The organism is Klebsiella sp. 2-CIP_Kleb., from assembly GCF_050378715.1.
In the GTDB taxonomy this organism is placed as follows: domain Bacteria; phylum Pseudomonadota; class Gammaproteobacteria; order Enterobacterales; family Enterobacteriaceae; genus Klebsiella; species Klebsiella quasipneumoniae.
The window spans coordinates 344,700-369,518 of record NZ_JBNRLG010000003.1 but is presented as its reverse complement, the minus strand read 5'-3'; the positions used below and the strand labels follow the sequence as shown (position 1 = coordinate 369,518).

The window sequence follows — 24,819 nt, the reverse complement described above, 5'->3', positions numbered from 1 at the left end:
TGACTTTATGACAATTATCACTTTAGCTATCTGCAATTAATCAGGACGCAGTGAACTGACTCTGAATAGCGCGCAATATGATTAGTTATAAATCATATTGAAATTAGCCGTACCGTTGGCATCGCCTGCCGTCACCGCACCGGTGGAGATATAGTCGGCGAAAAACTTGAGGTCGGCAGTGCCGGTGCCGGCAGTCGCGCCCGCAACGACATTTTTGGCTTGAGACGCTTTGCCGAGGCTGACCGCCGTAGACTTGTCATCTTCATACAGCTTGATCGCCACGCCAGCGGCGCCGCCGGTGGTCGCCAGCAGCGTGTTATCCGACTGATCGCGCGCGCCGTCAAACAGCACTGCAACATTTTTTACGCTGGCGGGGCAATCTTTCACACTGATATGGAAAGGGGTTTTGGTGGTTTCAAAACCTGTGCTGGTAAAATAGGTGCTGGCCCATTTGCCCAGATCCACCGTCTGGCTGGTGGATGCGCTGTCGATATTGCAGGAGCTGTCGGTGATTGATCCATTGAAGATAACCTGTCCGCCGGTACCCTGGGTACCCGCTTTGGAGCCTGGGTTAACGTTAATGGTTGGCGTAGTAACAGAAATTGCAGCGCCAGAAACCAACGCTCCCATGAGAATTGCCATAATACGAAGTTGCGTTTTCATTATTTATCTCATCGTTAACGAATATATTTTCCCGTCATCGACAATAGCCCCATGGCTATCGCGAAACGGCTCGTCCGTTCCTCCCTGTAAATGTTCATTACGTTCCTTCCGCAGGATAATCGGCACACGTCCTTTGACTCCGCTTTATTTCGCCGAAAGGTGGCCATGAATAACAAGCAGAAGAAAAAGAGTTATTTTGATGTGCAAAATAAATATATTACCCGATGTAAAAAAAGGCAACCTGATGAAATGTTACATACAGGTTAATGGCTATACTCGCCATAAATTTATTTTTTGAAATGGCATTTCGATGTTAATTTACATATCTATACAAAAGAAAATTAAATACTTCTCAACAACAACACGTCAATTTTATTAACAAATTTAAAGGTAATTGCTCAAAAAAGCGTCTTGTTTTATTGTGCTCAAACCCGGCGCCACGAAAAAATTAGGAATTTTCCTGGTATTAATCTTCATCATTTCTACACAAATTAGGGCAAAGCGCTCCTGATCCGCTCTGTAATTTCTTGTTATGGAAGTATTTTTATTTTCAAATGAAAGCTATTACTTCATTAACCCAAATGTATTGCCGTTATCCGCCACCGTAACCGCTCCCTTTCACCGGGTTATTTTGACGCAAAAAAAATCCGCAACCCGAACGGATTGCGGACTGAGGATCAATCAGTAATGAGATGAACTTCAGAACAGGCCCAGCGGCGCGGTGCCGTAGCTCACCAGCAGGTTTTTGGTTTGCTGATAGGCATCCAGCGCCATCTTATGCGTTTCCCGCCCGACGCCGGACTGTTTATAGCCGCCGAACGCCGCATGCGCCGGATAGACATGATAGCAGTTGGTCCATACGCGACCCGCTTTTATGCCGCGGCCCATGCGATAGGCGAGGTTGGTATCGCGCGTCCACACCCCAGCGCCGAGGCCAAACTGGGTCTCATTGGCGATAGCCAGCGCTTCCGCTTCGTCCTTAAAGGTGGTCACCCCGATCACCGGCCCAAAGATCTCCTCCTGGAAGGAGCGCATATCGTTGCGGCCTTTAATTAGCGTGGGCTGAATATAAAAACCATTATCCAGCGCCGGCGCGATAGCCGCCCGCTCGCCGCCTGTCAGGATTTGGCCGCCCTCTTCCCGGGCAATCTGAATATAGGAGAGGATCTTGTCGAACTGCTGGCGGGAAGCCTGGGCGCCGATCATGGTGTCGGTATCTAACGGATCGCCGCGGCGGATCTGCGCCACCTTCTCCATGACCCGCGCCATAAAGGGCTCATAGATGGATTCATGGATCAGCGCCCGCGACGGGCAGGTACAAACCTCACCCTGGTTGAAGAAGCCGAGCACCAGCCCCTCCACCGCCTTCTCAATAAACTCCTCTTCTCCCTCCATCACATCGGCGAAGTAGATATTGGGCGATTTTCCCCCCAGCTCGACGGTGCAGGGGATAATATTCTCCGCCGCGCAGGCGAGAATATGCCGCCCGACCGGCGTGGAGCCAGTAAATGCCAGCTTGGCGATACGTTTGCTGGTGGCCAGCGCCTCGCCCGCCTCTTTGCCGAAACCCTGCACCACGTTCAGCACCCCGGCCGGGAACAGATCGCCGATCAGCTCCAGCAGCAGAGTAATACTCAGCGGCGTCTGTTCCGCCGGCTTGAGCACCACGCAGTTACCCGCCGCCAGGGCCGGGGCCAGCTTCCACGCGGCCATCAGCAGCGGGAAGTTCCACGGGATAATCTGACCGACAACCCCCAGCGGTTCATGGAAATGGTAAGCTACCGTGGTTTCATCAATCTCGGCGGTACTCCCCTCCTGGGCGCGCAGGCAGCCGGCGAAGTAGCGAAAATGATCCACCGCCAGCGGCAGGTCGGCGTTCAGCGTTTCGCGGATCGGTTTCCCGTTGTCCCAGCTCTCCGCCACCGCCAGATATTCCAGATGCTGTTCAATACGATCGGCGACCTGCAGCAGCAGCCGGGAGCGCTGCTGCACTGAGGTTTTGCCCCACGCCGGCGCCGCACGGTGGGCGGCGTCGAGGGCGAAGTCAATGTCTCTGGCATCCGACCGGGGAAACTGCGCAATGTTGCTGCCGTCTACCGGGGAGGTATTCATAAAGAATTCACCGCTCAGCGGCTCGACAAATTTACCGTCAATAAAGTTGCCGTAAGCGGATTTAAATGAAACCAGGGCGCCGGGCTGGCCAGGGTGTGCATAACGCATCGCAAATCTCCTTCTGTAGGGTTGAGACGCAGCGGCATATTGATTTTTTAAACTTGCCGCCGAACGCTTCTCACTTTGCAGGGGTTATGCCAGTTTTTTATTTACTTTAAATCTTTTTATTTATTAATAGGTTGCCTTCACTAACTGGGCAGATGGTCAGCCACTGTTGCACGGGTTTCCACTTATGTGTTGCAAATCGCAACACCAAATAAACCAAATAGCTACAATATTGCAACACAGCAACATCGACCCAGAGGTGCTCTGTGCCAGGCAATCCCTTTCTTCTCGCACCAGAGGTTAACGCCAATCCCCTGCTGAGCGATTCATGGTCTCGCTGCCAGCGCTACGGTCTGGATCCCGCTACCGAGGATTTTCCCCGCCTCGACGCCGGCGAGCTGGCGGATCGACTCGCCAGCCACCGCAGCCTGCAGCAGTTGGCGCAGCCGGTGGTGGAAGCCCTGTCGCGCCAGGTGGCGGACCTGCAGTCGGTGGTGATCCTCTCCGACCCCGGCGGTCTGGTGCTGCACACCGTCGGCGATACCCAGGCGATGCAAAAGGCGCAGCGCGTGGCGCTGGCGCCCGGCAATCTGTGGAGCGAAAGCGGGCGTGGGACCAACGCCATCGGCACCGCGCTGGCGATTGACGACGGCTGCGAAATCGATGGCCGTCAGCACTTTCTCACCCGCAACCAGAATCTGTACTGCGCGGCGATGCCGCTCCAGCGGCCGGACGGAAGTATCGCCGGCGTGCTGGATATCTCCGGCCCGGCGGATTTTCCCCACCAGCATACCTTTGGCTGGGTGAAAGCAGCGGCAAAGCAGATTGAGTATCTGTGGGTGAAGCAGAGCCTGCATCCTGAGCAGTGGCTGATGAGCCTGCACCGGCAGGTGGACAAGCTCGACAGCGTCGAGGAGCTGCTGCTGGTCTTTTCCGATAACGTCCTCACCGCCGGCAACCGGCTGGCGATGCGCGAGTTCGGCCTGAGCGCGGCGCAGTTTGGCCAGCTCACCTTTGCGTCGCTTTTTCCGACGCTGACGCAAACGGCGGTCAGCGTTCCTCTGCCGCTGACCACCCCGCAGGGTCGCTATCACTATCGCCTGCGCGAGCCCACCCGCCGCCGGGTGGCGGTGAGCGCCCCGCCGGCCATGCAGCTCCCCTTCACCAGCCCGCGGGAAGGCGAAAAGCTGCTCCGGCTGCTTAACGCCGGCATCGCGCTCTGTATTGAGGGGGAAACCGGCAGCGGCAAAGAGTATGTCAGCCGCACGCTGCACCAGCACAGCCGCTGGCGCAGCGGTAAATTCGTCGCCATTAACTGCGCCGCCATCCCGGAATCGCTGATCGAGTCCGAGCTTTTCGGCTACCAGCCGGGGGCGTTTACCGGCGCCAGTAAAAATGGCTATATCGGCAAAATCCGCGAAGCCGAGGGCGGGGTGCTGTTTCTTGATGAGATCGGCGATATGCCGCTGGCGCTGCAGACCCGCCTTCTGCGGGTACTGCAGGAGAAAGAGGTTGCCCCGCTGGGCGCCAGCCGCAGCGTGCCGGTGAACTTCGCCTTGATCTGCGCCACGCACCGCAACCTGACCCAGCGGGTCAGCGCCGGCGAATTCCGCGAAGATCTACTGTGGCGCCTGCGGGAGTATGCCCTGGCGCTGCCTCCGCTGCGCGAGTGGCCAGCGCTGGAAACCTTTATCGCCACCCTGTGGCGCGACCTGGGCGGCGCTTCGCGCCGGGTGACGCTGTCCACCGCGCTGCTGATCCACCTCAGCCAGCTGCCGTGGCCGGGAAACGTACGCCAGCTGCAGAGCGTCCTGAAGGTGATGCTGGCCCTCGCCGATGAGGGCGACACATTAACGCCCGATGCGCTGCCGGAGACATATCGCACCGCGCCTGCGCCGCTGCCGCGCGGGGGATTGCAGGCCCATGACGAGCAGTTGATTGTCGATACCCTCGCCAGAGTCAACGGCAACGTCAGCCGGGCGGCGCAGATGTTGGGCATCGCCCGCAGCACGTTATACCGTCGCGCCGCCCGTGCCGGACGGCCACGCCGCTGAGACTATGGCGTAAAGCGCGCCGGCAGCCAGGAGAACATCCGCCGGCTGACGGCCTCGCACAGCAGCACCAGTCGTGGGCCGACCGCCTGCCAGACTCGCTTCGCCACGATGACCCCACCGACGGCGACCAGGGCCGCGCCCACCATATCCAGCGGAAAATGCACCCCAAGATAGATCCGCGACCAGGCCACCGGCAGCGCGGCCAGCAGCATCAGCAGGCCAAGCGCCCGCAGGCGCAGCGACAGCAGCGCAAACGCAGCACTGAACATTACCGTACCGTGATCGCTGGGAAAGCTGTTATCCGCCGGATGGCTTATCCAGGTATGGCCGAGGGGGATCATAAACGGCCGCGGATGGAACCAGAGCGTCCCGCACACCATCCCCAGCCCGAGGGAAATGATCACGGCCAGGGTCATAAACAGCGCCTGACGATGTCCCTCACGGCCACCGAGAAACCACAGGCCGAGCGCGATCGTCGGCATCATAAACACAATGCCATTGGCGCAAAAACTGGCCAGCGACAGCAGGCCATCCGCGGCGCCAGGCTGCGCGTTAAGCGCGAAAAAAACAGATTGATTCAGGGTTTCCAGGGCGTTCATGGCGATAGCTCTCAGTCGTCATCTTTCTGTCATTATCGCCCGGATGCCTTAAGATACCCTTAACCGCTGGGCGGTGTGCTTTTAGCAAGGCGCAGTCCTTCCCGCAGGGCATCGATCGCCACCCGCGTTTTTTGCGGCAGCCACGGCCCTTCCGGCCACACCGCGTGGATAGCGAAACGCACACGGCCGCTGGGCGCCAGAACCTGCTGCAGCGTCCCGTCGGCGAGCGCCTGCGCCACCAGCCAGTCCGGCAGCCAGGCGATGCCCATCCCCTGCTGCGCCGCGGCGGCGATGGCGGCAAAGTCATCCTGCACCAGCCACGCCTCCGGGGTGAAGCGCACTTCGCCCTGCTGCGGGTCGTAAAGTTGCCATTTTTGCAGCTGACCGTTATGCAGATAGCCGAGGGTGCGGTGCTCGCTCAGCCCGGCGATGGTCTGCGGCGCCGGCTGGCGGCGCAGGTACTCCGCCGCCGCGCACAGCACCATGCCATGCTCCCCCAGCGCCCGCGCCCGTAGCGACCCGGTATCGGCCAGGCTCCCGATACGCACCGCGAGATCAAACCCCTCTTCCAGCAAATTGACCTGCCGGTCGCTGTAGTGGAGCTCGAGCTTCAGCAGTGGATAGCGCTGACTCAGGCGGAACAGCAGCGGCGCCACGCAGCGCTGGCCAAACAGCACCGGCAGCGAAATCCGCAGCCGTCCCTGCACCTCGCCTTTGCCGCGCTGCAGCGCTTCTTCGGCCTCGCGAATGCGACCCAGCGCCTCCCGACACTGGTGATAAAATTGCTCTCCCTCTTCCGTCAGCAGTTGCCTGCGGGTGGTGCGCTGGAATAGCGCCACGCCGAGACGCGCCTCCAGCCGGGCAATGGTTTTCCCCACCGCCGATCGCGTGACGTGGAGGATCGTCGCCGCGCTGGCAAAGTTACCGCTCTCGACCACCGTGACAAACACCGGGATCGCGTTCAGATCGTCGCGCACAGATTGGTTCCTTATGGGATACAATAGCGGAAAATAATGTCACTCCAGAGAGAAAAAAGACAGTGTTAGTCTCTGCCTCTACCCTTTACCTGAGGCACTTATCATGGCTAACGTTCTGGTATTAAAATCCAGCATTAATGGCGAAACGTCCCTGACCAATCAGCTGATTAACGAATTTCTCGCGGCGCGCCAGGCGGCGGGTCACCCCGATCGGATCCGCGAACACGATCTCAGCGCCATGGCGCTGCCGACGCTGGATGGCGCGCTGTTCGCCGCCCTGCGCGGGGCGGCGGATCCGCAGCCGGCCATCCGCGCGGCGGTTGCGCTCTCCGACCAGCTTATCGCCGAGTTAAAAGCCAGCGACCTGCTGGTGATCGGCGCCCCGATGTATAACCTCAACGTCCCGACCGATCTGAAGAAATGGTTCGACCTCGTGGCGCGGGCGCGGGAAACCTTTCGCTACACCGACAGCTGGCCGCAGGGGCTGGTCGAGGGCGTCCGGGCGGTGGTCGTCAGCAGCCGCGGCGGTATTCACCAGGGCGAAAGCACCGACGCCGTCACCCCCTATCTGCGCGCGGTGCTGGGGCTGATGGGGATCCATGAGGTGGAGTTTATCTATGCCGAAGGGCTGGATAACCGCCCGCACGGTCGCGACGCCGGGATCGCCAGCGCCCGGGCGCAGATAGCCGATCTCGCCGTTCCGGCCTGAGTCACGGGAAAATGTGCTGGCGCTGGCGGTCTTTTTATTTTAGAGTTATCTAAATTTAGAAAAAGCTAAAATACATGACCACACCTGAAGATCTGCAGGCCCGCGCCGGAGAAGCCGCCGCGCTAATGAAAGCGATGAGCAATCCTCACCGATTGCTGATCCTGTGCATGCTGTGCGACGCGCCGCGGGCCAGCGCCGGTGAACTCGCCCGCGCCACCGGCCTGAGCCCTTCCGCCACCTCGCAGCATCTCGCGCGGATGCGTGACGAGGGGCTGATCGACAGCGAACGCGACGCTCAGCGTATTCACTATTTCATCACCCATCCTGCAGTACAGCAGGTGATCAACACGCTGAAAACGCTCTATTGCCCGTGAGGAGCCTATGACCATCGCCACCTTAACCCCTGCCGAAGCCCGGGCGCAGATTGCCCAGGGCGCGAGACTGATAGATATCCGCGATGCGGATGAATACGCGCGCGAACATATTCCCGATGCCGAGCTGGTGCCGCTCGCCACCCTGAACGGCGGCGCGACCCTAAACGCCCGGGCCGGCGAGCGCGTGATCTTCCACTGCCAGGCCGGCTCCCGGACGCAGAATAACGCTATTCGTCTGGCCGCCGCCGCCGCGCCGGCGCAGGTCAGCCTGCTGGCGGGTGGGATTCAGGCGTGGAAAGCCGCGGGGCTCCCGGTTGAGGAAGATAAATCGCAACCGCTGCCGCTGATGCGCCAGGTGCAAATTGCCGCTGGCGTTCTGATTTTTCTGGGGGTGCTGCTGGGCTATACCGTGAACGGCGGCTTTTTCCTGCTCAGCGGCGCGGTCGGCGCCGGGCTCACTTTCGCCGGGGTGACCGGCTTTTGCGGCATGGCGCGCCTGCTGGCGATCATGCCGTGGAACCGGCGCCAGGGGAGTTAAAACGCACTCCAGATAAGCCAGGCAATGCCGCCGAAAAGCAGCCATTTGACGATGTAATAGACCGTCTTATTCCATTTTTTCAGCTGCTTGCCGACAATACGGATCTGGTAGATATAGCGAAATGCCCGGTTAATTCCGCCGGTGCGATCGCTGGCGTCGTTGGGCGCCGAGGCGGCGCTCATCAGATAGCGCCCCAGCCAGTGGTTGACCTTCTGCGCCCAGCGGTAGCGCATCGGCCGTTCAATATCGCAGAACAGAATCAGTCGATTCTCACCGCTGGTATTTTCTGCATAGTGGATATAGGTCTCGTCAAACAGCACGCCTTCCCCGTCGCGCCAGCTGTAGCGCTGACCATCCACCTCGATAAAGCAGCGGTCATCGTTCGGCGTCGCCAGGCCAAGATGAAAGCGCAGGGAACCGGCGTAGGGGTCGCGATGGCGCGGCAGACGGCTGCCGTCCGGCAGGGTGGCAAACATAGCCGCTTTTACCGACGGGATATCCCGCAGCAGCGCGGTAGTTTGCGGACAAAGCTGGCTGGCGGAAGGATGGGCATCCTCATACCATTTCAGATAAAAGCGTTTCCAGCCGGTTTTAAAAAATGAGTTAAATCCGGCGTCGTTATATTTATCGGCCGCTTTAATCTGCTCCAGTTGCTGGAGGCGGATCCCTTCTTCGCGAATAACCAGCCAGTTCTGCTGCAATATCGCCAGCTCGTGAAACATCTCCGGGCGCAGATAAGGCGTATTCGGTACGCGGGAAAATAAATACATAAATCCATTCAGCGGCGCGGTAAATGTGGAATGGTCGGAGAGCTGTCGCCAGAAACGATAGCGCACCCGTCCGCGGTAATGGACATACAGTACAGCAATAACAATGATCAACAGAATGATATACTTCATGGTGTCTTTCCTGACCTGATTGGTGGTAACCCTACCCTCGCCGTCCCCCCTTCTCAGCAGCGGTATGGCGCCAGCAAAACATTAACAACTCTAATACATATACCTCCAAATTGTTTTAACAAAAAACAGCACACCCGGTGTTCAGTGAACGGGCGTTGAGCTATGGTTTAGGTTCATACGTAGTATTAACAGTGAGGAGTGAATGATGTTTTCTGTCGGCGATCTGGTGCAACCGCGTGCGGGCGGGCCAAAACTGAAAGTGATCGAAGTGCAGGGCGAGGATCTGGTGGTGGTTCAGGCCGCTCAGGAGCAGGGAGAACGCTATACGCTGAAGTCAGACGAGGTGACGCGATATCAGGAAGAGGGAGACTTCGGCGTCTGCTGAAGCTCCCTCGCTGCAGGTCATAAGGCCAGGCCGGGCGGTGGGTCTTCCCCGCCGTCGTGGCGCTGGCCGAATCGGTTTTAAATTAAAAAGCTGTCCAGCGATTTCCCCTCGGCGACCGCCAGGGCAATCGGCTTCGGCATTCTTCCCTGGCCGGTCCAGGTTTTCTCGGCGCCGGTATGATCGGTATAACGATATTTCGCCGGGCGCGGTTTCCGCTTTTTACCGCCCGCCATCGGCGGCTGAATATCGGCCACCAGCTCGTCAGGAGAAATACCGTCGGCGCGCATCAGCTCAAGCCAGGTATTCACTTTTTCCTGATATTCCGCTTGCTGCTGTGCCGCCAGCTGCTGTTGCGTACGTATTTCTTCAGTGACGATCCTGAGCTTTTCCAGCATCTCTTCAAGCACGTCAATGGAGAATTCACGGGACAGCGCGCGCAGTGAACGGATATTATTCAGTTTGTGTAACATTGAAGACATAAAATTAAAAAATTCCAAATAGCAAATTAAAAGACACAACGCGGCAAGTGTAATAGAAACGTTTATTTATTTCCAGCCTGCGGTTGTCCAGATAAATATATTATGCAGAGAGTAAATCTCTTCCGCCTGCCCTATATCGGAAAATCCCCGGTTCTTTTTCGCCAGCGCGGGCCAACGAGACCATGAATAAATAAAAGCGGCGTATGATGAGTTAGGAAAATATATTCAGCAGGCGATATTACCTTTATGGTCAGCGGCTTATCCTCTTATCGTCGGCGGATGCGCAGGCCCTCTCAGCCCAACCTAATGAATAGTTACTCGGCCATTCAGAATAAAACGCCACTCGGAATTTTAGAATTTTCCACCACAAAAACCGGCATAATGGCATAAAAACATCTAAACGAGACACTCATCACAGGCTAACGCGATTTTGCGCCACGGCGAGTGCTCAGACGCCGAATCGTGGGTCAAACATCACGGCAAAAAAACCACATAACCATATGAAATAAAACACATTTAACAAAACAAGCAATAAAAGTAGCGTAACGGGCAGAAAACCAACCGTCGCAGAGTATTTTATCGACAAAAAGGCAATAAATAAAAATTTATAGCTAGTTGCCACTTTTAATGCAGAGATATACTCTACGCACATCAAAACAGGCAGCCCAAAAACGCTATACCAACGCGCATTTTTCGGCGTTATTGACTTCATTTTCGAGGAGCACTCCGATGTTCTCTGCGCACTCCCGCTTGCGGCATGCGGTTGCAGACACCTTTGCGATGGTGGTTTACTGCACCGTCGTCAACATGATGATCGAAATTTTTCTCTCTGGTATGACGTTTGAGCAGTCGTTATCGTCGCGCCTGGTGGCGATCCCGGTCAACATTATTATTGCTGTTCCTTACGGGATTTATCGCGATTTCGCCATGCGTCAGGCCCGGCGCATCACTCCGGCCGGCTGGATGAAAAATATGGCCGACGTGCTGGCCTACGTGACCTTTCAGTCGCCGGTATATGTCGCCATTCTGTGGAGCGTGGGTGCGGACTGGCACCAGATTGTCGCTGCGGTGAGCTCGAACCTGGCGGTATCGATGATGATGGGCGCCGCTTACGGCTACTTCCTCGACTATTGCCGCCGCCTGTTCCGCGTGGCTCCCTACCAGCAGGCAAAAGCCTGACCGACACGTTAACAGCGACTGGCTCTGCCAGTCGCTTCCTCCCGCCAGCCGACTTCGCCCGGGCCTTTATCCAGCGAATTAATTCGTCGACATGGCCGGCTGAGCTTCGCCAAATAGCCCATTCAGAAAACGCTCAAGCGCCATGCGTGAGCTAAATCCGTGCGGAATTCCATAATGCTGCTGCGCATCCCCGGCTAAATACAGCGGAAACTGTTCATAATGGTCGCAGGTTTTGATATCTGAAGCCGGTTCAGCCAGCATATTGCTGCGCTCTTTTAACGCCGGATGAATAACTAACGCTGTTCGCCCCATGCGCGCTTCGCGGTTCACATAAACATAATTATCGCCGCGGCGATAGCCGTACGCTTTTTGCGTCACAACATCCATGGTGAAGCCGGCTTTTTCAAGAACACGCGCCACCTCATCGGGTCTTAAATACATACTGATTCCTCGTTATCTTTTACCGCACATTGACCTTACCTTATTCATTAAGGGCAGTGCTTTCGGAATATTCCAGAAACCACAGCAGTAAGCATAATTCAAAATCTTGTCCTACACTTACTCACTCGATGGAATTAAGGGAGATAACGATGGCTAACCATGTGAACCGCAACAATTTTGACGATAACGCCGAAGATATTCATAACGATGTCAGCCAATTAGCGGACACGCTGGAAGAGGTGCTGAAATCGTGGGGCAGTGACGCGAAAGAGGAAGCGGAAGCGGCGCGTGCCAAAGCGCAGTCGCTGTTAAAAGAGACCCGCGCCCGCATTAATGGCCACAACCGGGTGCAGCAGGCGGCGCTGGATGCGCGCCAGGCAGCATGTGATGCGCTGGGCTGCGCCGATACCTACGTGCGCAATAAACCGTGGCACAGCGTGGGCGCCGCCGCCGCCGTCGGGGTATTTATTGGCGTATTGCTCAATTTACGTCGATAATAGCTATAGCGTTTGCTGCCGCCGCGCGATAAGCGTGCGGAAGCCCGCCTGCTTCACGGAAAGCAATGAAGATAACAAATACGCGTCAGCCCCTGCGCGCCTCTGGCCGCAGGGGTTTTTTATGCGCCATCGGGGGGGACGCCGCCGACGCCGATCGCCTCCCTCAGCCGCCGGGCCAGCGCGCTAGCCATTGCCGGCGAGCGAATATTGGTAAAACTCATCAGTAATCCCCCCTCGCCGGCATGGCGCATCCGCCAGTCGCTCAACGCCTGTACCGCCAGCCCGGCCGCCACCGCCCGTTGGGCCAACAGGCGATCGTCGCCGCTAACCGGCATGACCAGCTGAATCCCCCCTTGCTGCGGCGTAACCTGAAAGCCCTGCGCCTGCAGAGCCGACTCCAGCCACTGCCTGCGCTGGCTGTAGCTGGCGCGCATTTTTTTCAGATGACGCCAGAAATGGCCCTGCTGGATAAAATCCGCCAGCGTCTGCTGCCACAGGGTGGGAACCGTACAGGGCTGGCGCTCCACGGTCTGCTGAAAGCGCGCCGCCAGCGCGCTCGGCACCACCAGCCAGGCGGTGCGCAGCGCCGGAAACATCGACTTGCTGAAGGTGCCCGCGTAGATGACCCGCTGTGGCGCATCAAGGCTTTTCAGCGGCGGCAACGGTTTGCCGCGATAGCGAAACTCGCTATCGTAATCGTCCTCAATGATCCATGCGTCACGCTCCGCGGCCCATGCCAACAGCTGGCGACGCCGGGGCAGCGACAGCGCCACGCCCAGCGGACTCTGATGCGCCGGGGTGAGCAGGGCAAACCGCGCCTGCGGATGATGGCGCTGGCCCCAGGCGATATCCATCCCCTCGTCGTCCACCGGGATCGCATCCACCACCAGTTGCCCGGCCTCGACCACCGGGCGGATAAAGGGATATCCCGGATCTTCCATCCACATATGCTGCCCCGGCTGTGCCAGAGTACGCAGGATCAGGTTCATAGCGGTGGCATAGTTGCCAGCGATCAGCACCTGCTCCGGCTGACAGTCGATACTGCGCGACAGGCGCAGATAGTCGACGATCGCCTGACGCAGAAGCGGGTCGCCGCCGGGATCGCCGGGCGCCAGATCGAACCGCGACTGCGTGCGCAGCCGACGCCCCATCACCCGCGCCCACAGCCCGCGCGGAAAGAGATCCAGCGCCGGGAGCCCCATCTGAAACGGCAACGGCTCCGCCGGCGCGGCAGGTTGCGCTGGCATTACCGGCGCCAGCTGGCGCGGACTGAGCCGTTCGCTGACAAAGGTTCCCGCCTGCCCGCGTCGCTCGAGCCAGCCCTGAGCGACCAGTTCGCCCCAGGCGTTTTCGATGGTTGCCCGGGAGACGCCCTGCTCCTGGGCAAACACCCGGCTGGCGGGCAGACGGCTGCCAGGAGCCAGTTCGCCCCGTTCAATGGCGGATTTCAGCTGGCGGGCAATACGCTGATAGAGAGGGAGGTGGCTGGCTTCCATTATGGTCTGCTTTTTTCATCACAATATGGCTATCTTTTACAGTCCATTATAGTGCTATTTTGGCTGCCGTCTTAGAGAGGAGAACACCATGAGCCAATTACGTCAGCCATTCAGTGAACTAAGCCCGGAAGTCTATAAAGGGCTGGTGCAGGCCAGCCTCGCGCTGGAGAAAAGCGAACTGGGCAGCGCCCTGGTGGAGCTGGTCTATTTACGCGTGTCGCAGATCAACGGCTGCGCCTTCTGCCTTGAGAAGCACAGCCAGGCGCTGCGCAAGGGCGGCATGGCGCAGAGCAAACTGGATGCCCTGGCCGGCTGGCGGGTGAGCGACCATTTTACCCCTGCCGAACGCGCGGCACTGGCGTGGGCCGAGTCGGTCACCGACATCGCCGCCAGCCATGCGGAAGATGAGGTTTACCTGCCGCTGCGCGAACATTTTACCCCGCGTCAGATAAGCGATCTCACCTTCGCTATCAGCCTGATGAACGCCTTTAACCGCCTCGCCGTCGCCATGCGTCTGTAGTTTCGCGCAACCTTCCCCCTCCTCCGCCTGGCCATCCCGGAGGGGGAATCCTTTGCTAAAAACGCTATATATTGAGTGGTTGAAGTTTTAAATAACCACATCTAGTATTTCCTTATTGAATGGCCCACAACGTTCGACGCTACGTTTAGCGCCGTGCTGTTATCTTAAATGGAAATACGAATCATGCGCATTATTATTTACACTCGAAATGACTGCGTGCAGTGCCATGCCACCCGGCGAGCCATGGAGAGCCGGGGACTGGCCTTTGAAATGGTCAACGTCGACCAACAGCCGGATGCCGCCGACATCCTGCGCGAGCAGGGATTTCGCCAGCTGCCGGTGGTGATCGCCGGCGACCTGCGCTGGAGCGGCTTCCGCCCGGATATGATCAATCGCCTGCGTCCCTCCGTCGCGGCGGCCAGCGCATGAGCCTCATCGTCTACTTCTCCAGCCGTTCGGAGAACACCCATCGCTTTGTGCAGCGCCTGGGGCTGCCGGCGGTGCGCATCCCGCTGAACGAGCGTGAACATCTGCAGGTAGACGAGCCCTACATTCTCATCGTTCCCAGCTATGGCGGCGGCGGCACCGCCGGCGCCGTGCCGCGTCAGGCGATCCGCTTTTTAAACGACGTACATAACCGTCGACTGATCCGCGGGGTGATTGCCGCCGGCAATCGCAACTTTGGCGACGCCTGGGGGCGCGCCGGGGATATCATCGCGCAGAAGTGCGCCGTGCCCTATCTCTACCGCTTCGAGCTGATGGGAACCCCCGACGATATCGATAACGTACGCAAAGGAGTCAGCGAATTTTGGCAACGACAACCGCAGAACGTATAACCGCCGCCGTGGATTTTCACGCCCTCAATGCGATGCTGAACTTATACGACAGCGAGGGCCGCATCCCGTTTGAGAAAGATCGCCAGGCGGTTGAGGCCTTTATGGCGACCCAGGTTCAGCCCAACACCCTCGCCTTTGCCAGCCAGGAGGATAAACTCAGCTGGCTCGTCCGCGAGGGCTATTACGATCCGCAGGTGCTGGCCGGCTATGACCGCGGGTTTGTGTTGGCGTTGTTCGACCATGCCCGGCGCGCCGCGTTTCGCTTCCAGACCTTCCTCGGGGCCTGGAAGTTCTACACCAGCTACGCGCTGAAGAGCTTTGATGGCAAACATTACCTCGAGGATTTCGCCGAACGCAGCGTAATGGTGGCCCTGACGCTGGCCCGGGGCGATGAACAGCAGGCGCGGCAGCTGACGGAGGAGATACTCAGCGGCCGCTTCCAGCCGGCTACCCCCACCTTCCTCAACGCCGGCAAACAGCAGCGCGGAGAGCTGATCTCCTGCTTCCTGCTGCGCATTGAGGATAATATGGAGTCCATCGGCCGGGCGGTGAACTCGGCGCTGCAGCTGTCGAAGCGCGGCGGCGGCGTGGCCTTTTTACTCTCTAACCTGCGCGAGGCCGGGGCGCCGATCAAGCGCATCGAAAACCAGTCCTCCGGCGTGGTGCCGGTGATGAAGATGCTGGAGGATGCCTTCTCCTATGCCAACCAGCTCGGTGCCCGCCAGGGGGCGGGGGCGGTCTGGCTGCACGCGCACCATCCGGATATTTTGCGCTTCCTTGATACCCGGCGTGAAAATGCCGATGAGAAAATCCGCATCAAAACCTTGTCGCTGGGGGTGGTGATCCCTGATATCACTTTCCAGCTGGCGAAAGAAGACGCGCAGATGGCGCTGTTCTCGCCGTATGATGTCGAACGGCTGTACGGCAAACCCTTCGCCGACTGCGCCATCGGCGACCTCTATCCGCAGCTGGTGGCCGACGAGCGGGTGGGCAAACGCTGGATCCGCGCCCGCGACCTGTTCCAGCGCCTGGCGGAGATCCAGTTTGAATCCGGCTACCCGTACATCATGTTTGAAGACACCGTGAACCGCGCCAGTCCAGTGGCCGGGCGGGTCACCATGAGCAATCTGTGTTCCGAGATCCTGCAGGTCAGTACGCCGTCCGCCTATAATGAAGACCTCAGCTATGCCCATATCGGGGAAGATATCTCCTGCAACCTCGGCTCGCTGAATATCGCCCATACCATGGACTCGCCGGATTTCGGCCGCACAATCGCCACCGCGGTGCGCGCCCTGACCGCCGTGTCCGACATGAGCCACATTCAGTCGGTCCCTTCCGTGGCGGCCGGCAACGCGGCCTCCCACGCCATCGGCCTGGGGCAGATGAATCTGCACGGTTACCTGGCGCGGGAAGGCATTGCCTACGGCAGCCCGGAGGGGCTGGACTTCACCAATATCTACTTTTACACCGTGACCTGGCACGCGCTGCACACCTCGATGCTGTTGGCTCGCGAGCGCGGTCAGCGCTTCGCCGGCTTCGAGCAGTCGCGCTACGCCAGCGGGGAGTACTTCGACAAATATCTGCATGAGGAGTGGCAGCCGAAAACCGCACGGGTCCGCGCGCTATTCGCCCGCGCCGGCATCTCCCTGCCCGACCGGGAAAGCTGGCGCCAGCTGCGCGACGACGTCATGCGCTATGGCATTTACAACCGCTATCTGCAGGCGGTGCCGCCCACCGGCTCGATCTCGTACATCAACCATGCCACCTCCAGCATTCACCCGATCGTCTCGAAGATTGAGATCCGCAAAGAGGGGAAAACCGGACGGGTGTACTACCCCGCGCCGTTTATGAATAACGACAATCTGGCCCTCTATCAGGATGCCTACGAGATAGGGCCCCAGAAAATCATCGACACCTACGCCGAGGCGACGCGCCACGTCGATCAGGGGCTGTCGCTGACCCTGTTCTTCCCCGATACCGCCACCACCCGCGATATCAACAAGGCGCAGATCTACGCCTGGAAGAAAGGCATTAAGACGCTCTACTACATCCGACTGCGCCAGCTGGCGCTGGAAGGCACTGAAATTGAAGGCTGCGTGTCCTGCGCGCTGTAAGGAGATCAGGATGACCCATTTAACGCGCGTCAGCGCGATCAACTGGAACCGCATCGATGACGATAAAGATCTGGAGGTGTGGAACCGTCTCACCAGCAACTTCTGGCTGCCGGAGAAAGTGCCGCTGTCGAACGACATTCCCGCCTGGCAAACCCTCAGCGCGGCGGAGCAGCAGTTGACCATTCGCGTTTTTACCGGGCTGACCCTGCTCGACACCATTCAGAACACCATCGGCGCGCCGGCGCTGATGGCGGACGCCCTGACCCCGCATGAGGAGGCGGTGCTGTCGAACATCAGCTTTATGGAAGCGGTTCATGCTCGCTCTTACAGCTCCATCTTTTCCACGCTGTGCCACAGCAAGGAGGTGGATGCCGCCTTCGCCTGGAGCGAAAGCTGTGAGCCCCTGCAGCGCAAGGCGCAGCTGATGCTGGGCTACTATCAGGCCGACGAGCCGCTGAAGAAAAAAATCGCCAGCGTGTTCCTCGAATCCTTTCTCTTCTACTCCGGCTTCTGGCTGCCGATGTACTTCTCCAGCCGGGGAAAACTGACCAACACCGCGGATCTGATCCGCCTGATCATTCGCGATGAAGCGGTGCATGGCTATTACATCGGCTACAAATATCAGAAAGGACTGGAGATCGTCAGCCCCGGCAAGCGCGAAGAATTGAAAAATTTCGCCCTCGATCTGCTGATGGATCTTTACGACAACGAGCTGGCCTACAGCCGGGAACTGTACGGCGAGAGCGGCTGGTTCGACGACGTTAGCGCTTTCCTGTGCTACAACGCCAACAAAGCGCTGATGAACCTCGGCTACGAGGCGCTGTTCCCGGCGGAGATGGCGGCGGTTAATCCAGCGATCCTCGCGGCGCTGTCGCCCAACGCCGATGAAAACCACGACTTTTTCTCCGGTTCTGGCTCCTCCTACGTGATAGGAAAAATGGAAGAGACCGCCGACGACGACTGGGACTTTTAACCGTACTTTCACCAGGAATATCGCGACCGAATTCCTGGTGATCTATTTCGCAGAAAAGTGGGTTCATCTGTCAAATATTCTCTCCATGGCCTAACCGTCATCATCCCGTCATATTTAGCAGAAAACTGGTCTATTTCAGTCGAATTATCCAGAGATAATCAAAAAATATTACCCACAACAAATTACCGCTCAGCCCTTATATCACGGGGGCTGCGCTGCCATGTCCCTCACTCCATTTTGCCCAGAGTTTGTCATTAAGGGTTGTCATAGAATCTGAGTATGTTAGGGTGTAAAAAGATCATAATCACCATTGGGTACCGTATCGCAATAAACAAATAACAGGAACTTCTCTATTGCATGGCAATTAAATTAGAAATTAAAAATCTTTATAAGATATTTGGCGAGCACCCTCACCGTGCTTTCAAATATATTGAGAAAGGACTCAACAAAGCGCAAATACTGGAAAAAACGGGGCTGTCGCTTGGCGTCAAAGACGCCAGTCTGGCCATTGAAGAAGGCGAGATATTCGTCATCATGGGGCTCTCCGGTTCGGGGAAATCCACCATGGTTCGCCTTCTCAATCGCCTGATTGAACCCACCCGCGGCCAGGTGCTGATTGACGGGGTCGATATCGCGAAAATGTCGGACGCCGAGCTGCGCGAGGTGCGTCGTAAAAAAATTGCGATGGTTTTTCAATCCTTTGCACTGATGCCGCACATGAGCGTGCTCGACAACACGGCGTTTGGCATGGCGCTTGCCGGCGTCCCGGCCGCTGAGCGAGAGCAAAAAGCGCGGGAAGCGCTGCGGCAGGTGGGGCTGGAGAATTATGCCCACGCCTGGCCGGATGAACTCTCTGGCGGGATGCGTCAGCGCGTCGGTTTAGCCCGCGCCCTGGCGATTAATCCCGATATTCTGTTAATGGATGAAGCCTTCTCCGCGCTCGATCCGCTCATTCGCACCGAAATGCAGGATGAGCTGATCAAATTACAGGCTAAGCATCAGCGTACCATTGTCTTTATTTCCCATGACCTTGATGAAGCCATGCGAATTGGCGATCGTATCGCCATTATGCAAAATGGCGAAGTGGTCCAGGTCGGTACTCCGGATGAAATATTGAATAATCCGGCCAATGATTATGTCCGCACCTTCTTCCGCGGCGTCGATATTAGCCAGGTCTTCAGCGCCAAAGATATTGCCCGTCGTAGTCCGGTCGGCCTGATTCGTAAAACGCCAGGTTTTGGCCCCCGCTCAGCGCTGAAATTATTACAGGATGAAGACCGGGAATATGGCTATGTCATCGAGCGTGGTAATCGCTTTGTCGGGATTGTGTCGATCGATTCTTTGAAAACCGCGCTCAGCGCCGGCCAGGGGATCGAGGCGGCGCTGATTGACGCCCCGCTGGCGGTGGAGGCGCAAACGCCGCTCAGCGATCTGCTCTCCCACGTCGGCCACGCCCCGTGCGCCGTCCCGGTGGTGGATGAAGAACAACAATATATTGGCATCATTTCCAAACGAATGTTGCTCCAGGCTTTAGATCGCGAGGGGGTGAATCATGGCTGATCAAACCAATCCGTGGGACAGCGCCCCGGCAACCGACAACGCCGCCCAGGCTGCAGACGCCTGGGGTGGCGCTTCTACTGCCGCGCCGACCAATGGCGGCGGCGCCGACTGGCTGCACAGCGCCCCGGCGCCGCAGCCGGAACAGTTCAATATCATGGATCCGTTCCATAAGACCCTGATCCCGCTCGACAGTTGGGTGACCCACGCCATCGACTGGATCGTGCTGCACTTCCGCCCGCTGTTCCAGGGGATCCGCGTGCCGATCGACTACATTCTCAGCGCCTTTCAGCAGCTGCTGTTGGGAATGCCGGCGCCAGTGGCGATTATCGTCTTCGCGCTGATCGCCTGGCAGATCTCCAGCCTCGGCATGGGGGTCGCCACCCTGGTATCGCTGATTGCCATTGGCGCCATCGGCGCGTGGTCGCAGGCGATGGTCACCCTGGCGCTGGTCCTCACCGCCCTGCTGTTCTGCATGATCATCGGCCTGCCGCTGGGGATCTGGCTGGCGCGCAGTCCGCGGGCGGCGAAAATTATCCGCCCACTGCTGGATGCCATGCAGACCACGCCGGCCTTCGTCTACCTGGTGCCGATCGTAATGCTGTTCGGCATCGGCAACGTGCCCGGCGTGGTGGTGACGATTATCTTCGCCCTGCCGCCCATCGTCCGTCTGACCATCCTCGGGATAAACCAGGTGCCTGCGGATCTGATCGAAGCGTCGCGCTCATTTGGCGCCAGCCCGCGCCAGCTGCTGTTTAAAGTTCAGCTGCCGCTGGCGATGCCCACCATTATGGCCGGGGTTAACCAGACGCTGATGCTGGCCCTGTCGATGGTGGTGATCGCCTCGATGATCGCCGTCGGCGGTCTTGGCCAGATGGTGCTGCGCGGCATTGGTCGCCTGGATATGGGCCTGGCCACCGTCGGCGGCGTGGGGATCGTGATCCTGGCGATTATTCTTGACCGCCTTACCCAGGCCGTCGGCCGCGACGCCCGCAGTCGCGGCAACCGCCGCTGGTACACCACCGGCCCGCTGGGGCTTCTCACTCGCCCTTTCTGTCGATAAGTCGATAACAGCGCCGCTCCCCGGCACCAGCCGATGCCGGGGGGCCGCCCTTCCCGTTAAACAATAAGAGGAACCACCATGCGACATAGCACGATGATGGCCACCGCCGCCTTTGCCACCCTGATCGCCACTAGCGCCTTCGCCGCCAACCTGCCGGGCAAAGGCATTACCGTCAAGCCGGCCCAGAGCACCATCTCCGAAGAGAGCTTCCAGACCCTGCTGGTCAGCCGCGCGCTGGAGAAGCTTGGCTACACCGTCGAGAAACCGAGCGAAGTGGACTATAACGTTGCCTATACCTCGATTGCCGCTGGGGATACCACCTTCATCGCCACCAACTGGCAGCCGCTGCACGATGACATGTACGCCGCGGCGGGCGGTGATAACAAATTTTACCGCAAGGGGGTATACGTCTCAGGCGCCGCCCAGGGCTATCTGATCGACAAAAAAACCGCCGAGCAGTACCACATCACCTCCATCGATCAGCTCAAAGATCCGCAGATCGCCAAACTGTTTGATACCAACAACGACGGTAAAGCGGACCTCACCGGCTGCACCCCTGGCTGGGGCTGCGAAGCGGTGATTAACCACCAGATTGACGCCTATGGCCTGAGCAAAACCGTCACCCATAACCAGGGCAACTACGCGGCGATGATGGCCGACACCATCGCCCGTTATAAAGAGGGTAAACCGGTGCTCTACTACACCTGGACGCCGTACTGGGTTAGCGACGTGCTGAAGCCTGGCAAAGATGTCGTCTGGCTGCAGGTGCCGTTCTCCTCCCTGCCGGGCGAGCAGAAAAACATCGATACCAAACTGGCCAATGGCGCCAACTATGGATTCCCGGTCAACACCATGCACATTGTCGCCAACAAAGCCTGGGCGGAGAAAAACCCGGCCGCCGCCACTCTGTTTAGCGTCATGAAGCTGCCGATCGCCGACATCAATGCCGAGAATGCGATGATGCACGAAGGCCATGCTTCTGAAGCCGACATTAACGGTCATGTTGATGGCTGGATCAAGGCCCACCAGCCGCTGTTCGACAGCTGGGTGAAAGCCGCCCTCGCCGCGCAGCAGTAACCCGCTCCCGGATAAGGCCCGACGCCTTATCCGGGCCCCCTTCCCCGCCTTTCATCCCGTCTGGGTCAGGGAAAAGCGGATTGCGGGCATTTTCATAGTGTTAAGGCGCGTCGCGCTCTGTTAAGGTGGGGACATCGGTCAATTTGCCACCTTCACATGGATCCAGCGATAAGTTATTCATATGGAAAACCCCGCGCCCTTAACCTGTGCCTTATCTGAACGTGTCGCCACCGTCGGCGAAGGCATTAAAGACAGTCTCCCCATCGTCATCAGCTACCTTCCGGTGGCATTCGCCTTCGGACTCAATGCCACCCGGCTGGGTTTCACCCCGCTGGAAAGCCTGTTTTTCTCCTGCATCATTTACGCCGGCGCCAGCCAGTTTGTGATCACCGCCATGCTGGCCGCCGGCAGTTCGCTGTGGGTCGCCGCCCTGACGGTGATGGCGATGGACGTACGCCACGTGCTGTATGGACCCTCGCTGCGCAGCCGCATTCATACCGCGCTGAACAAAAAGAAAACCGCCCTCTGGGCCTTCGGCCTGACCGATGAGGTTTTCGCCGCCGCCACCGCCAGGCTGGTTCGCGACAACCGCCGCTGGAGCGAAAACTGGATGCTCGGTCTCGCGTTCACCTCGTGGGCATCCTGGGTGTGCGGCACGCTGGCCGGCGCCTGGTCCGGCAACGGTTTGCTGGTGGACTATCCGGCGGTGGAAGCCGCGCTCGGCTTTATGCTGCCGGCGCTGTTTATGAGCTTCCTGCTGGCCTCTTTCCAGCGCCAGCAATCCCTGTGCGTCACCGCGGCGCTGGCGGGCGCCCTGGGTGGCATTCTGTTATTTTCCATTCCGGCGGCGATCCTTGCCGGGATTGTTTGCGGGTGTCTGACGGCGCTGGTCCAGGCCATGCTGAAGGGGATGCCGGATGAACAGTGAGGTCCTTCTGCTCGGGGTGATTGTCGGCGGCGTGAACTATCTGTTTCGCTATCTTCCCCTGCGTCTGCGCGCGGGCCATGCCCGGCCTGCCCGCCGTGGCCCGGTCAGCGTGCTGCTGGATACCATCGGCATCGCCTCGATTTGCGCGCTGCTGGTGGTCTCCAGCGTGCCGGAGATCCTCGCCGATGCCCATCGTCTGGCGCCGACGCTGATCGGCTTCCTGGTGCTGGGGGGCGCCTTCTGGAAAACCCGCAGCATTATTATCCCGACCCTCCTGTCGGCGTTGGCCTACGGTCTGGCCTGGAAAATCGCCAGCGGGCTCTAAGCTTTACGTATCAATTTTGGTCAATAATTCATTTGATTTATTTGTCACAATAGTTATTATATCGGCTGTAATTAATGAGGTCATACCCAAATGGATAGTTCGTTTACTCCCATTGAGCAAATGCTCAAGTTCCGCGCCAGCCGCCATGAAGATTTCCCGTTCCAGGAGATTCTGTTAACTCGTCTTTGCATGCATATGCAAGGTAAGCTGCTGGAAAATCGCAATAAAATGCTCAAAGCGCAGGGAATTAACGAGACATTATTTATGGCGCTGATTACGCTGGAGTCGCAGGAAAACCACAGCATTCAGCCGTCCGAGCTGAGCTGTGCGCTGGGCTCGTCGCGTACCAACGCCACCCGTATCGCTGATGAACTGGAAAAACGCGGCTGGATTGAACGCCGCGAGAGCGATAACGATCGTCGCTGTCTGCATCTGCAGCTGACCGAAAAGGGCCATCAGTTTTTGCGTGAAGTCCTGCCGCCGCAGCATAACTGCCTGCATCAGCTGTGGTCTTCACTCAGCACCAGCGAAAAAGATCAGCTCGAACATATTACCCGCAAACTCCTGAGCCGCCTTGACCAGATGGAAGAAGAAGGCGTGCTGGCGGACTCTCTACGCTAAGGGCGGCGTCGCTCAGCCCATTTTTACGTTGCAAGGAAAACAGCCAGGCCAGCAGATCTCTGCTGGCCTTTCTGATAAACAGGTCGGCTCAGCCGATGTGAAATAATAAGATCGTGGAGAATAACATGAGCGCAAATGCGGAGAGCCAAACCCCGCAGCAACCAGGCAGCAAAAAAGGGAAGCGTAAAGGCGCCCTTCTGTTGCTGACATTGCTCTTCATTATTATTGCCGTGGCATATGGGATTTACTGGTTTCTGGTACTGCGTCACTACGAAGAGACCGACGATGCCTACGTGGCAGGGAACCAGGTACAAATTATGGCCCAGGTCTCGGGCAGCGTGACCAAAGTCTGGGCTGACAACACGGACTACGTGCAGAAAGGCGATCCGCTGGTCACCCTCGATCAGACCGATGCCCAACAGGCGTTTGAGAAAGCCAAGACGCAGCTGGCCGCCAGCGTGCGTCAAACCCGTCAGCAGATGATCAACAGCAAGCAGCTGCAGGCGAATATTGACGTCAAAAAGACCGCCCTCGCCCAGGCGCAGGCTGACCTGAACCGCCGTATCCCGCTGGGCGCGGCGAACCTCATCGGCCGCGAAGAGCTGCAGCACGCCCGCGACACCGTCGCCAGCGCGCAGGCCGAGCTTGACGTGGCCATCCAGCAGTACAACGCCAACCAGGCGATCGTGCTGGGTACCAAACTCGAACAGCAGCCGGCGGTGCTGCAGGCGGCGACCGAAGTGCGTAACGCCTGGCTGGCCCTGCAGCGTACGCAGATCGTCAGCCCGATTAGCGGCTACGTTTCCCGTCGCTCGGTACAGCCAGGGGCGCAGATCGGCACCACCACGCCGCTGATGGCGGTGGTTCCGGCAACTAACCTGTGGATCGACGCTAACTTTAAAGAGACCCAGCTGGCGCATATGCGCATCGGCCAGCCGGCCACGGTGATCAGCGACATCTATGGCGATGACGTGAAATACACCGGCAAGGTGGTTGGTCTGGATATGGGGACCGGGAGCGCCTTCTCCCTGCTGCCGGCGCAGAACGCCACCGGTAACTGGATCAAAGTGGTACAGCGTCTGCCGGTCCGCATCGAACTGGATGAAAAACAGCTGGCGGAACACCCGCTGCGCATCGGCCTCTCGACGTTGGTAGAAGTTAACACCACCGATCGCGATGGCGAAATGCTGGCAAGCCAGGTGCGGAGCTCCCCGGTCTACGAGAGCAACGCCCGCGAAATCGCTCTCGATCCGGTCAATAAGCTGATAGACGAGATCATTCAGGCCAACGCCGGATAA

The 24,819-nt window shown here is 58.4% G+C and carries 26 protein-coding genes and 1 pseudogene; 19 read left to right on the top strand and 8 right to left on the bottom strand.

Features of this window, described 5'->3' with window-relative positions; translation table 11 throughout:
* Nucleotides 1-81 precede the first annotated feature (81 nt).
* Nucleotides 82-663, bottom strand: coding sequence for a fimbrial protein (locus ACQUTP_RS14745; protein ID WP_048334308.1), 582 nt, complete (start codon nt 661-663; stop codon nt 82-84).
* Between the two features lie 699 nt (nt 664-1,362).
* Nucleotides 1,363-2,883: an acetaldehyde dehydrogenase ExaC gene (exaC, locus tag ACQUTP_RS14740; protein WP_004205728.1), complete on the bottom strand. Its 1,521-nt coding sequence runs from the start codon at nt 2,881-2,883 to the stop codon at nt 1,363-1,365.
* Nucleotides 2,884-3,146: 263 nt separating this feature from the next.
* On the opposite strand from exaC, the gene ACQUTP_RS14735 reads away from it, so the two are divergent.
* On the top strand, nt 3,147-4,934 hold the full coding sequence (locus ACQUTP_RS14735; RefSeq protein ID WP_017900623.1) for a sigma-54-dependent Fis family transcriptional regulator: 1,788 nt from the start codon (nt 3,147-3,149) through the stop codon (nt 4,932-4,934).
* Between the two features lie 2 nt (nt 4,935-4,936).
* Here the strand turns inward: ACQUTP_RS14735 and ACQUTP_RS14730 are convergent, their stop codons facing one another.
* Both ACQUTP_RS14730 and ACQUTP_RS14725 read right to left on the bottom strand, forming a co-directional pair.
* Complete coding sequence (locus tag ACQUTP_RS14730; protein WP_004205726.1) at nt 4,937-5,533, bottom strand: undecaprenyl-diphosphatase; 597 nt, start codon at nt 5,531-5,533, stop codon at nt 4,937-4,939.
* A gap of 59 nt (nt 5,534-5,592) precedes the next feature.
* Entirely contained in the window at nt 5,593-6,510 is a 918-nt protein-coding gene (locus ACQUTP_RS14725; protein WP_032456493.1) for a LysR family transcriptional regulator, read from the bottom strand.
* Nucleotides 6,511-6,613: 103 nt separating this feature from the next.
* On the opposite strand from ACQUTP_RS14725, the gene ACQUTP_RS14720 reads away from it, so the two are divergent.
* From ACQUTP_RS14720 to ACQUTP_RS14710, 3 genes and pseudogenes are all read left to right on the top strand, one after another.
* Nucleotides 6,614-7,219, top strand: coding sequence for an FMN-dependent NADH-azoreductase (locus tag ACQUTP_RS14720; RefSeq protein ID WP_004205724.1), 606 nt, complete (start codon nt 6,614-6,616; stop codon nt 7,217-7,219).
* Between the two features lie 74 nt (nt 7,220-7,293).
* Nucleotides 7,294-7,593, top strand: a complete 300-nt coding sequence (locus ACQUTP_RS14715) for an ArsR/SmtB family transcription factor (protein ID WP_002914277.1) — start codon at nt 7,294-7,296, stop codon at nt 7,591-7,593.
* A 7-nt stretch (nt 7,594-7,600) separates the two neighbouring features.
* Nucleotides 7,601-8,147 (top strand): annotated as a pseudogene (locus ACQUTP_RS14710) (rhodanese family protein).
* Here the strand turns inward: ACQUTP_RS14710 and lpxO are convergent.
* Nucleotides 8,128-9,030 (bottom strand): lipid A hydroxylase LpxO, encoded by a 903-nt coding sequence (gene lpxO, locus ACQUTP_RS14705; protein ID WP_428902402.1) that lies wholly within the window; start codon nt 9,028-9,030, stop codon nt 8,128-8,130. The pseudogene ACQUTP_RS14710 and the gene lpxO sit on opposite strands and share 20 nt — an antisense overlap.
* A gap of 205 nt (nt 9,031-9,235) precedes the next feature.
* Here lpxO and ACQUTP_RS14700 point away from each other — a divergent pair, with 205 nt between their 5' ends.
* Complete coding sequence (locus ACQUTP_RS14700) at nt 9,236-9,415, top strand: hypothetical protein (protein ID WP_004205721.1); 180 nt, start codon at nt 9,236-9,238, stop codon at nt 9,413-9,415.
* Between the two features lie 77 nt (nt 9,416-9,492).
* Here ACQUTP_RS14700 and stpA read toward each other — a convergent pair whose 3' ends face one another.
* Entirely contained in the window at nt 9,493-9,894 is a 402-nt protein-coding gene (gene stpA, locus ACQUTP_RS14695) for a DNA-binding protein StpA (RefSeq protein ID WP_004205720.1), read from the bottom strand.
* A gap of 729 nt (nt 9,895-10,623) precedes the next feature.
* Here stpA and alaE point away from each other — a divergent pair.
* Nucleotides 10,624-11,073 carry an L-alanine exporter AlaE gene (gene alaE / locus ACQUTP_RS14690; RefSeq protein WP_004205719.1) on the top strand — a complete coding sequence of 150 codons (450 nt, stop codon included), beginning with the start codon at nt 10,624-10,626 and terminating at the stop codon, nt 11,071-11,073.
* 78 nt (nt 11,074-11,151) lie between these two features.
* On the opposite strand, the gene ACQUTP_RS14685 is transcribed toward alaE, so the two are convergent.
* Nucleotides 11,152-11,514 (bottom strand): DUF2002 family protein, encoded by a 363-nt coding sequence (locus tag ACQUTP_RS14685; RefSeq protein ID WP_002914291.1) that lies wholly within the window; start codon nt 11,512-11,514, stop codon nt 11,152-11,154.
* A 149-nt stretch (nt 11,515-11,663) separates the two neighbouring features.
* Here ACQUTP_RS14685 and ACQUTP_RS14680 point away from each other — a divergent pair, with 149 nt between their 5' ends.
* Complete coding sequence (locus ACQUTP_RS14680) at nt 11,664-12,011, top strand: DUF883 family protein (protein WP_004205716.1); 348 nt, start codon at nt 11,664-11,666, stop codon at nt 12,009-12,011.
* A gap of 119 nt (nt 12,012-12,130) precedes the next feature.
* Here the strand turns inward: ACQUTP_RS14680 and ACQUTP_RS14675 are convergent, their stop codons facing one another.
* Nucleotides 12,131-13,507: a PLP-dependent aminotransferase family protein gene (locus tag ACQUTP_RS14675; RefSeq protein ID WP_428902401.1), complete on the bottom strand. Its 1,377-nt coding sequence runs from the start codon at nt 13,505-13,507 to the stop codon at nt 12,131-12,133.
* Nucleotides 13,508-13,595: 88 nt separating this feature from the next.
* On the opposite strand from ACQUTP_RS14675, the gene ACQUTP_RS14670 reads away from it, so the two are divergent.
* From ACQUTP_RS14670 to emrA, 12 genes are all read left to right on the top strand, one after another.
* On the top strand, nt 13,596-14,027 hold the full coding sequence (locus tag ACQUTP_RS14670; protein WP_004205714.1) for a carboxymuconolactone decarboxylase family protein: 432 nt from the start codon (nt 13,596-13,598) through the stop codon (nt 14,025-14,027).
* A gap of 183 nt (nt 14,028-14,210) precedes the next feature.
* The gene (gene nrdH / locus ACQUTP_RS14665) at nt 14,211-14,456 is read left to right on the top strand and encodes a glutaredoxin-like protein NrdH (protein ID WP_004205709.1); all 246 of its coding nucleotides are present in this window, start codon (nt 14,211-14,213) and stop codon (nt 14,454-14,456) included.
* On the top strand, nt 14,453-14,863 hold the full coding sequence (gene nrdI / locus ACQUTP_RS14660) for a class Ib ribonucleoside-diphosphate reductase assembly flavoprotein NrdI (protein ID WP_285756405.1): 411 nt from the start codon (nt 14,453-14,455) through the stop codon (nt 14,861-14,863). The genes nrdH and nrdI overlap by 4 nt, the downstream gene beginning before the upstream one ends.
* Nucleotides 14,836-16,977, top strand: coding sequence for a class 1b ribonucleoside-diphosphate reductase subunit alpha (gene nrdE / locus ACQUTP_RS14655; RefSeq protein ID WP_017900618.1), 2,142 nt, complete (start codon nt 14,836-14,838; stop codon nt 16,975-16,977). The genes nrdI and nrdE overlap by 28 nt, the downstream gene beginning before the upstream one ends.
* Before the next feature lie 10 nt (nt 16,978-16,987).
* Entirely contained in the window at nt 16,988-17,950 is a 963-nt protein-coding gene (gene nrdF / locus ACQUTP_RS14650; protein ID WP_004205704.1) for a class 1b ribonucleoside-diphosphate reductase subunit beta, read from the top strand.
* 357 nt (nt 17,951-18,307) lie between these two features.
* A complete protein-coding gene (gene proV, locus ACQUTP_RS14645; protein ID WP_002914328.1) occupies nt 18,308-19,510 on the top strand; it encodes a glycine betaine/L-proline ABC transporter ATP-binding protein ProV in 1,203 nt (400 codons plus the stop codon).
* Nucleotides 19,503-20,570, top strand: coding sequence for a glycine betaine/L-proline ABC transporter permease ProW (proW, locus tag ACQUTP_RS14640; RefSeq protein ID WP_004205702.1), 1,068 nt, complete (start codon nt 19,503-19,505; stop codon nt 20,568-20,570). The genes proV and proW overlap by 8 nt, the downstream gene beginning before the upstream one ends.
* 78 nt (nt 20,571-20,648) lie before the next feature.
* Nucleotides 20,649-21,647 (top strand): glycine betaine/L-proline ABC transporter substrate-binding protein ProX, encoded by a 999-nt coding sequence (gene proX, locus ACQUTP_RS14635; RefSeq protein WP_032456497.1) that lies wholly within the window; start codon nt 20,649-20,651, stop codon nt 21,645-21,647.
* A 181-nt stretch (nt 21,648-21,828) separates the two neighbouring features.
* The gene (locus ACQUTP_RS14630; protein WP_004205700.1) at nt 21,829-22,575 is read left to right on the top strand and encodes an AzlC family ABC transporter permease; all 747 of its coding nucleotides are present in this window, start codon (nt 21,829-21,831) and stop codon (nt 22,573-22,575) included.
* A complete protein-coding gene (gene ygaH, locus ACQUTP_RS14625; RefSeq protein ID WP_004205699.1) occupies nt 22,565-22,900 on the top strand; it encodes an L-valine transporter subunit YgaH in 336 nt (111 codons plus the stop codon). Before ACQUTP_RS14630 ends, ygaH begins: the two co-directional genes overlap by 11 nt.
* Nucleotides 22,901-22,990: 90 nt before the next feature.
* Nucleotides 22,991-23,521, top strand: coding sequence for a transcriptional repressor MprA (mprA, locus tag ACQUTP_RS14620; RefSeq protein WP_002914337.1), 531 nt, complete (start codon nt 22,991-22,993; stop codon nt 23,519-23,521).
* 125 nt (nt 23,522-23,646) lie between these two features.
* On the top strand, nt 23,647-24,819 hold the full coding sequence (emrA, locus tag ACQUTP_RS14615) for a multidrug efflux MFS transporter periplasmic adaptor subunit EmrA (RefSeq protein ID WP_004205697.1): 1,173 nt from the start codon (nt 23,647-23,649) through the stop codon (nt 24,817-24,819).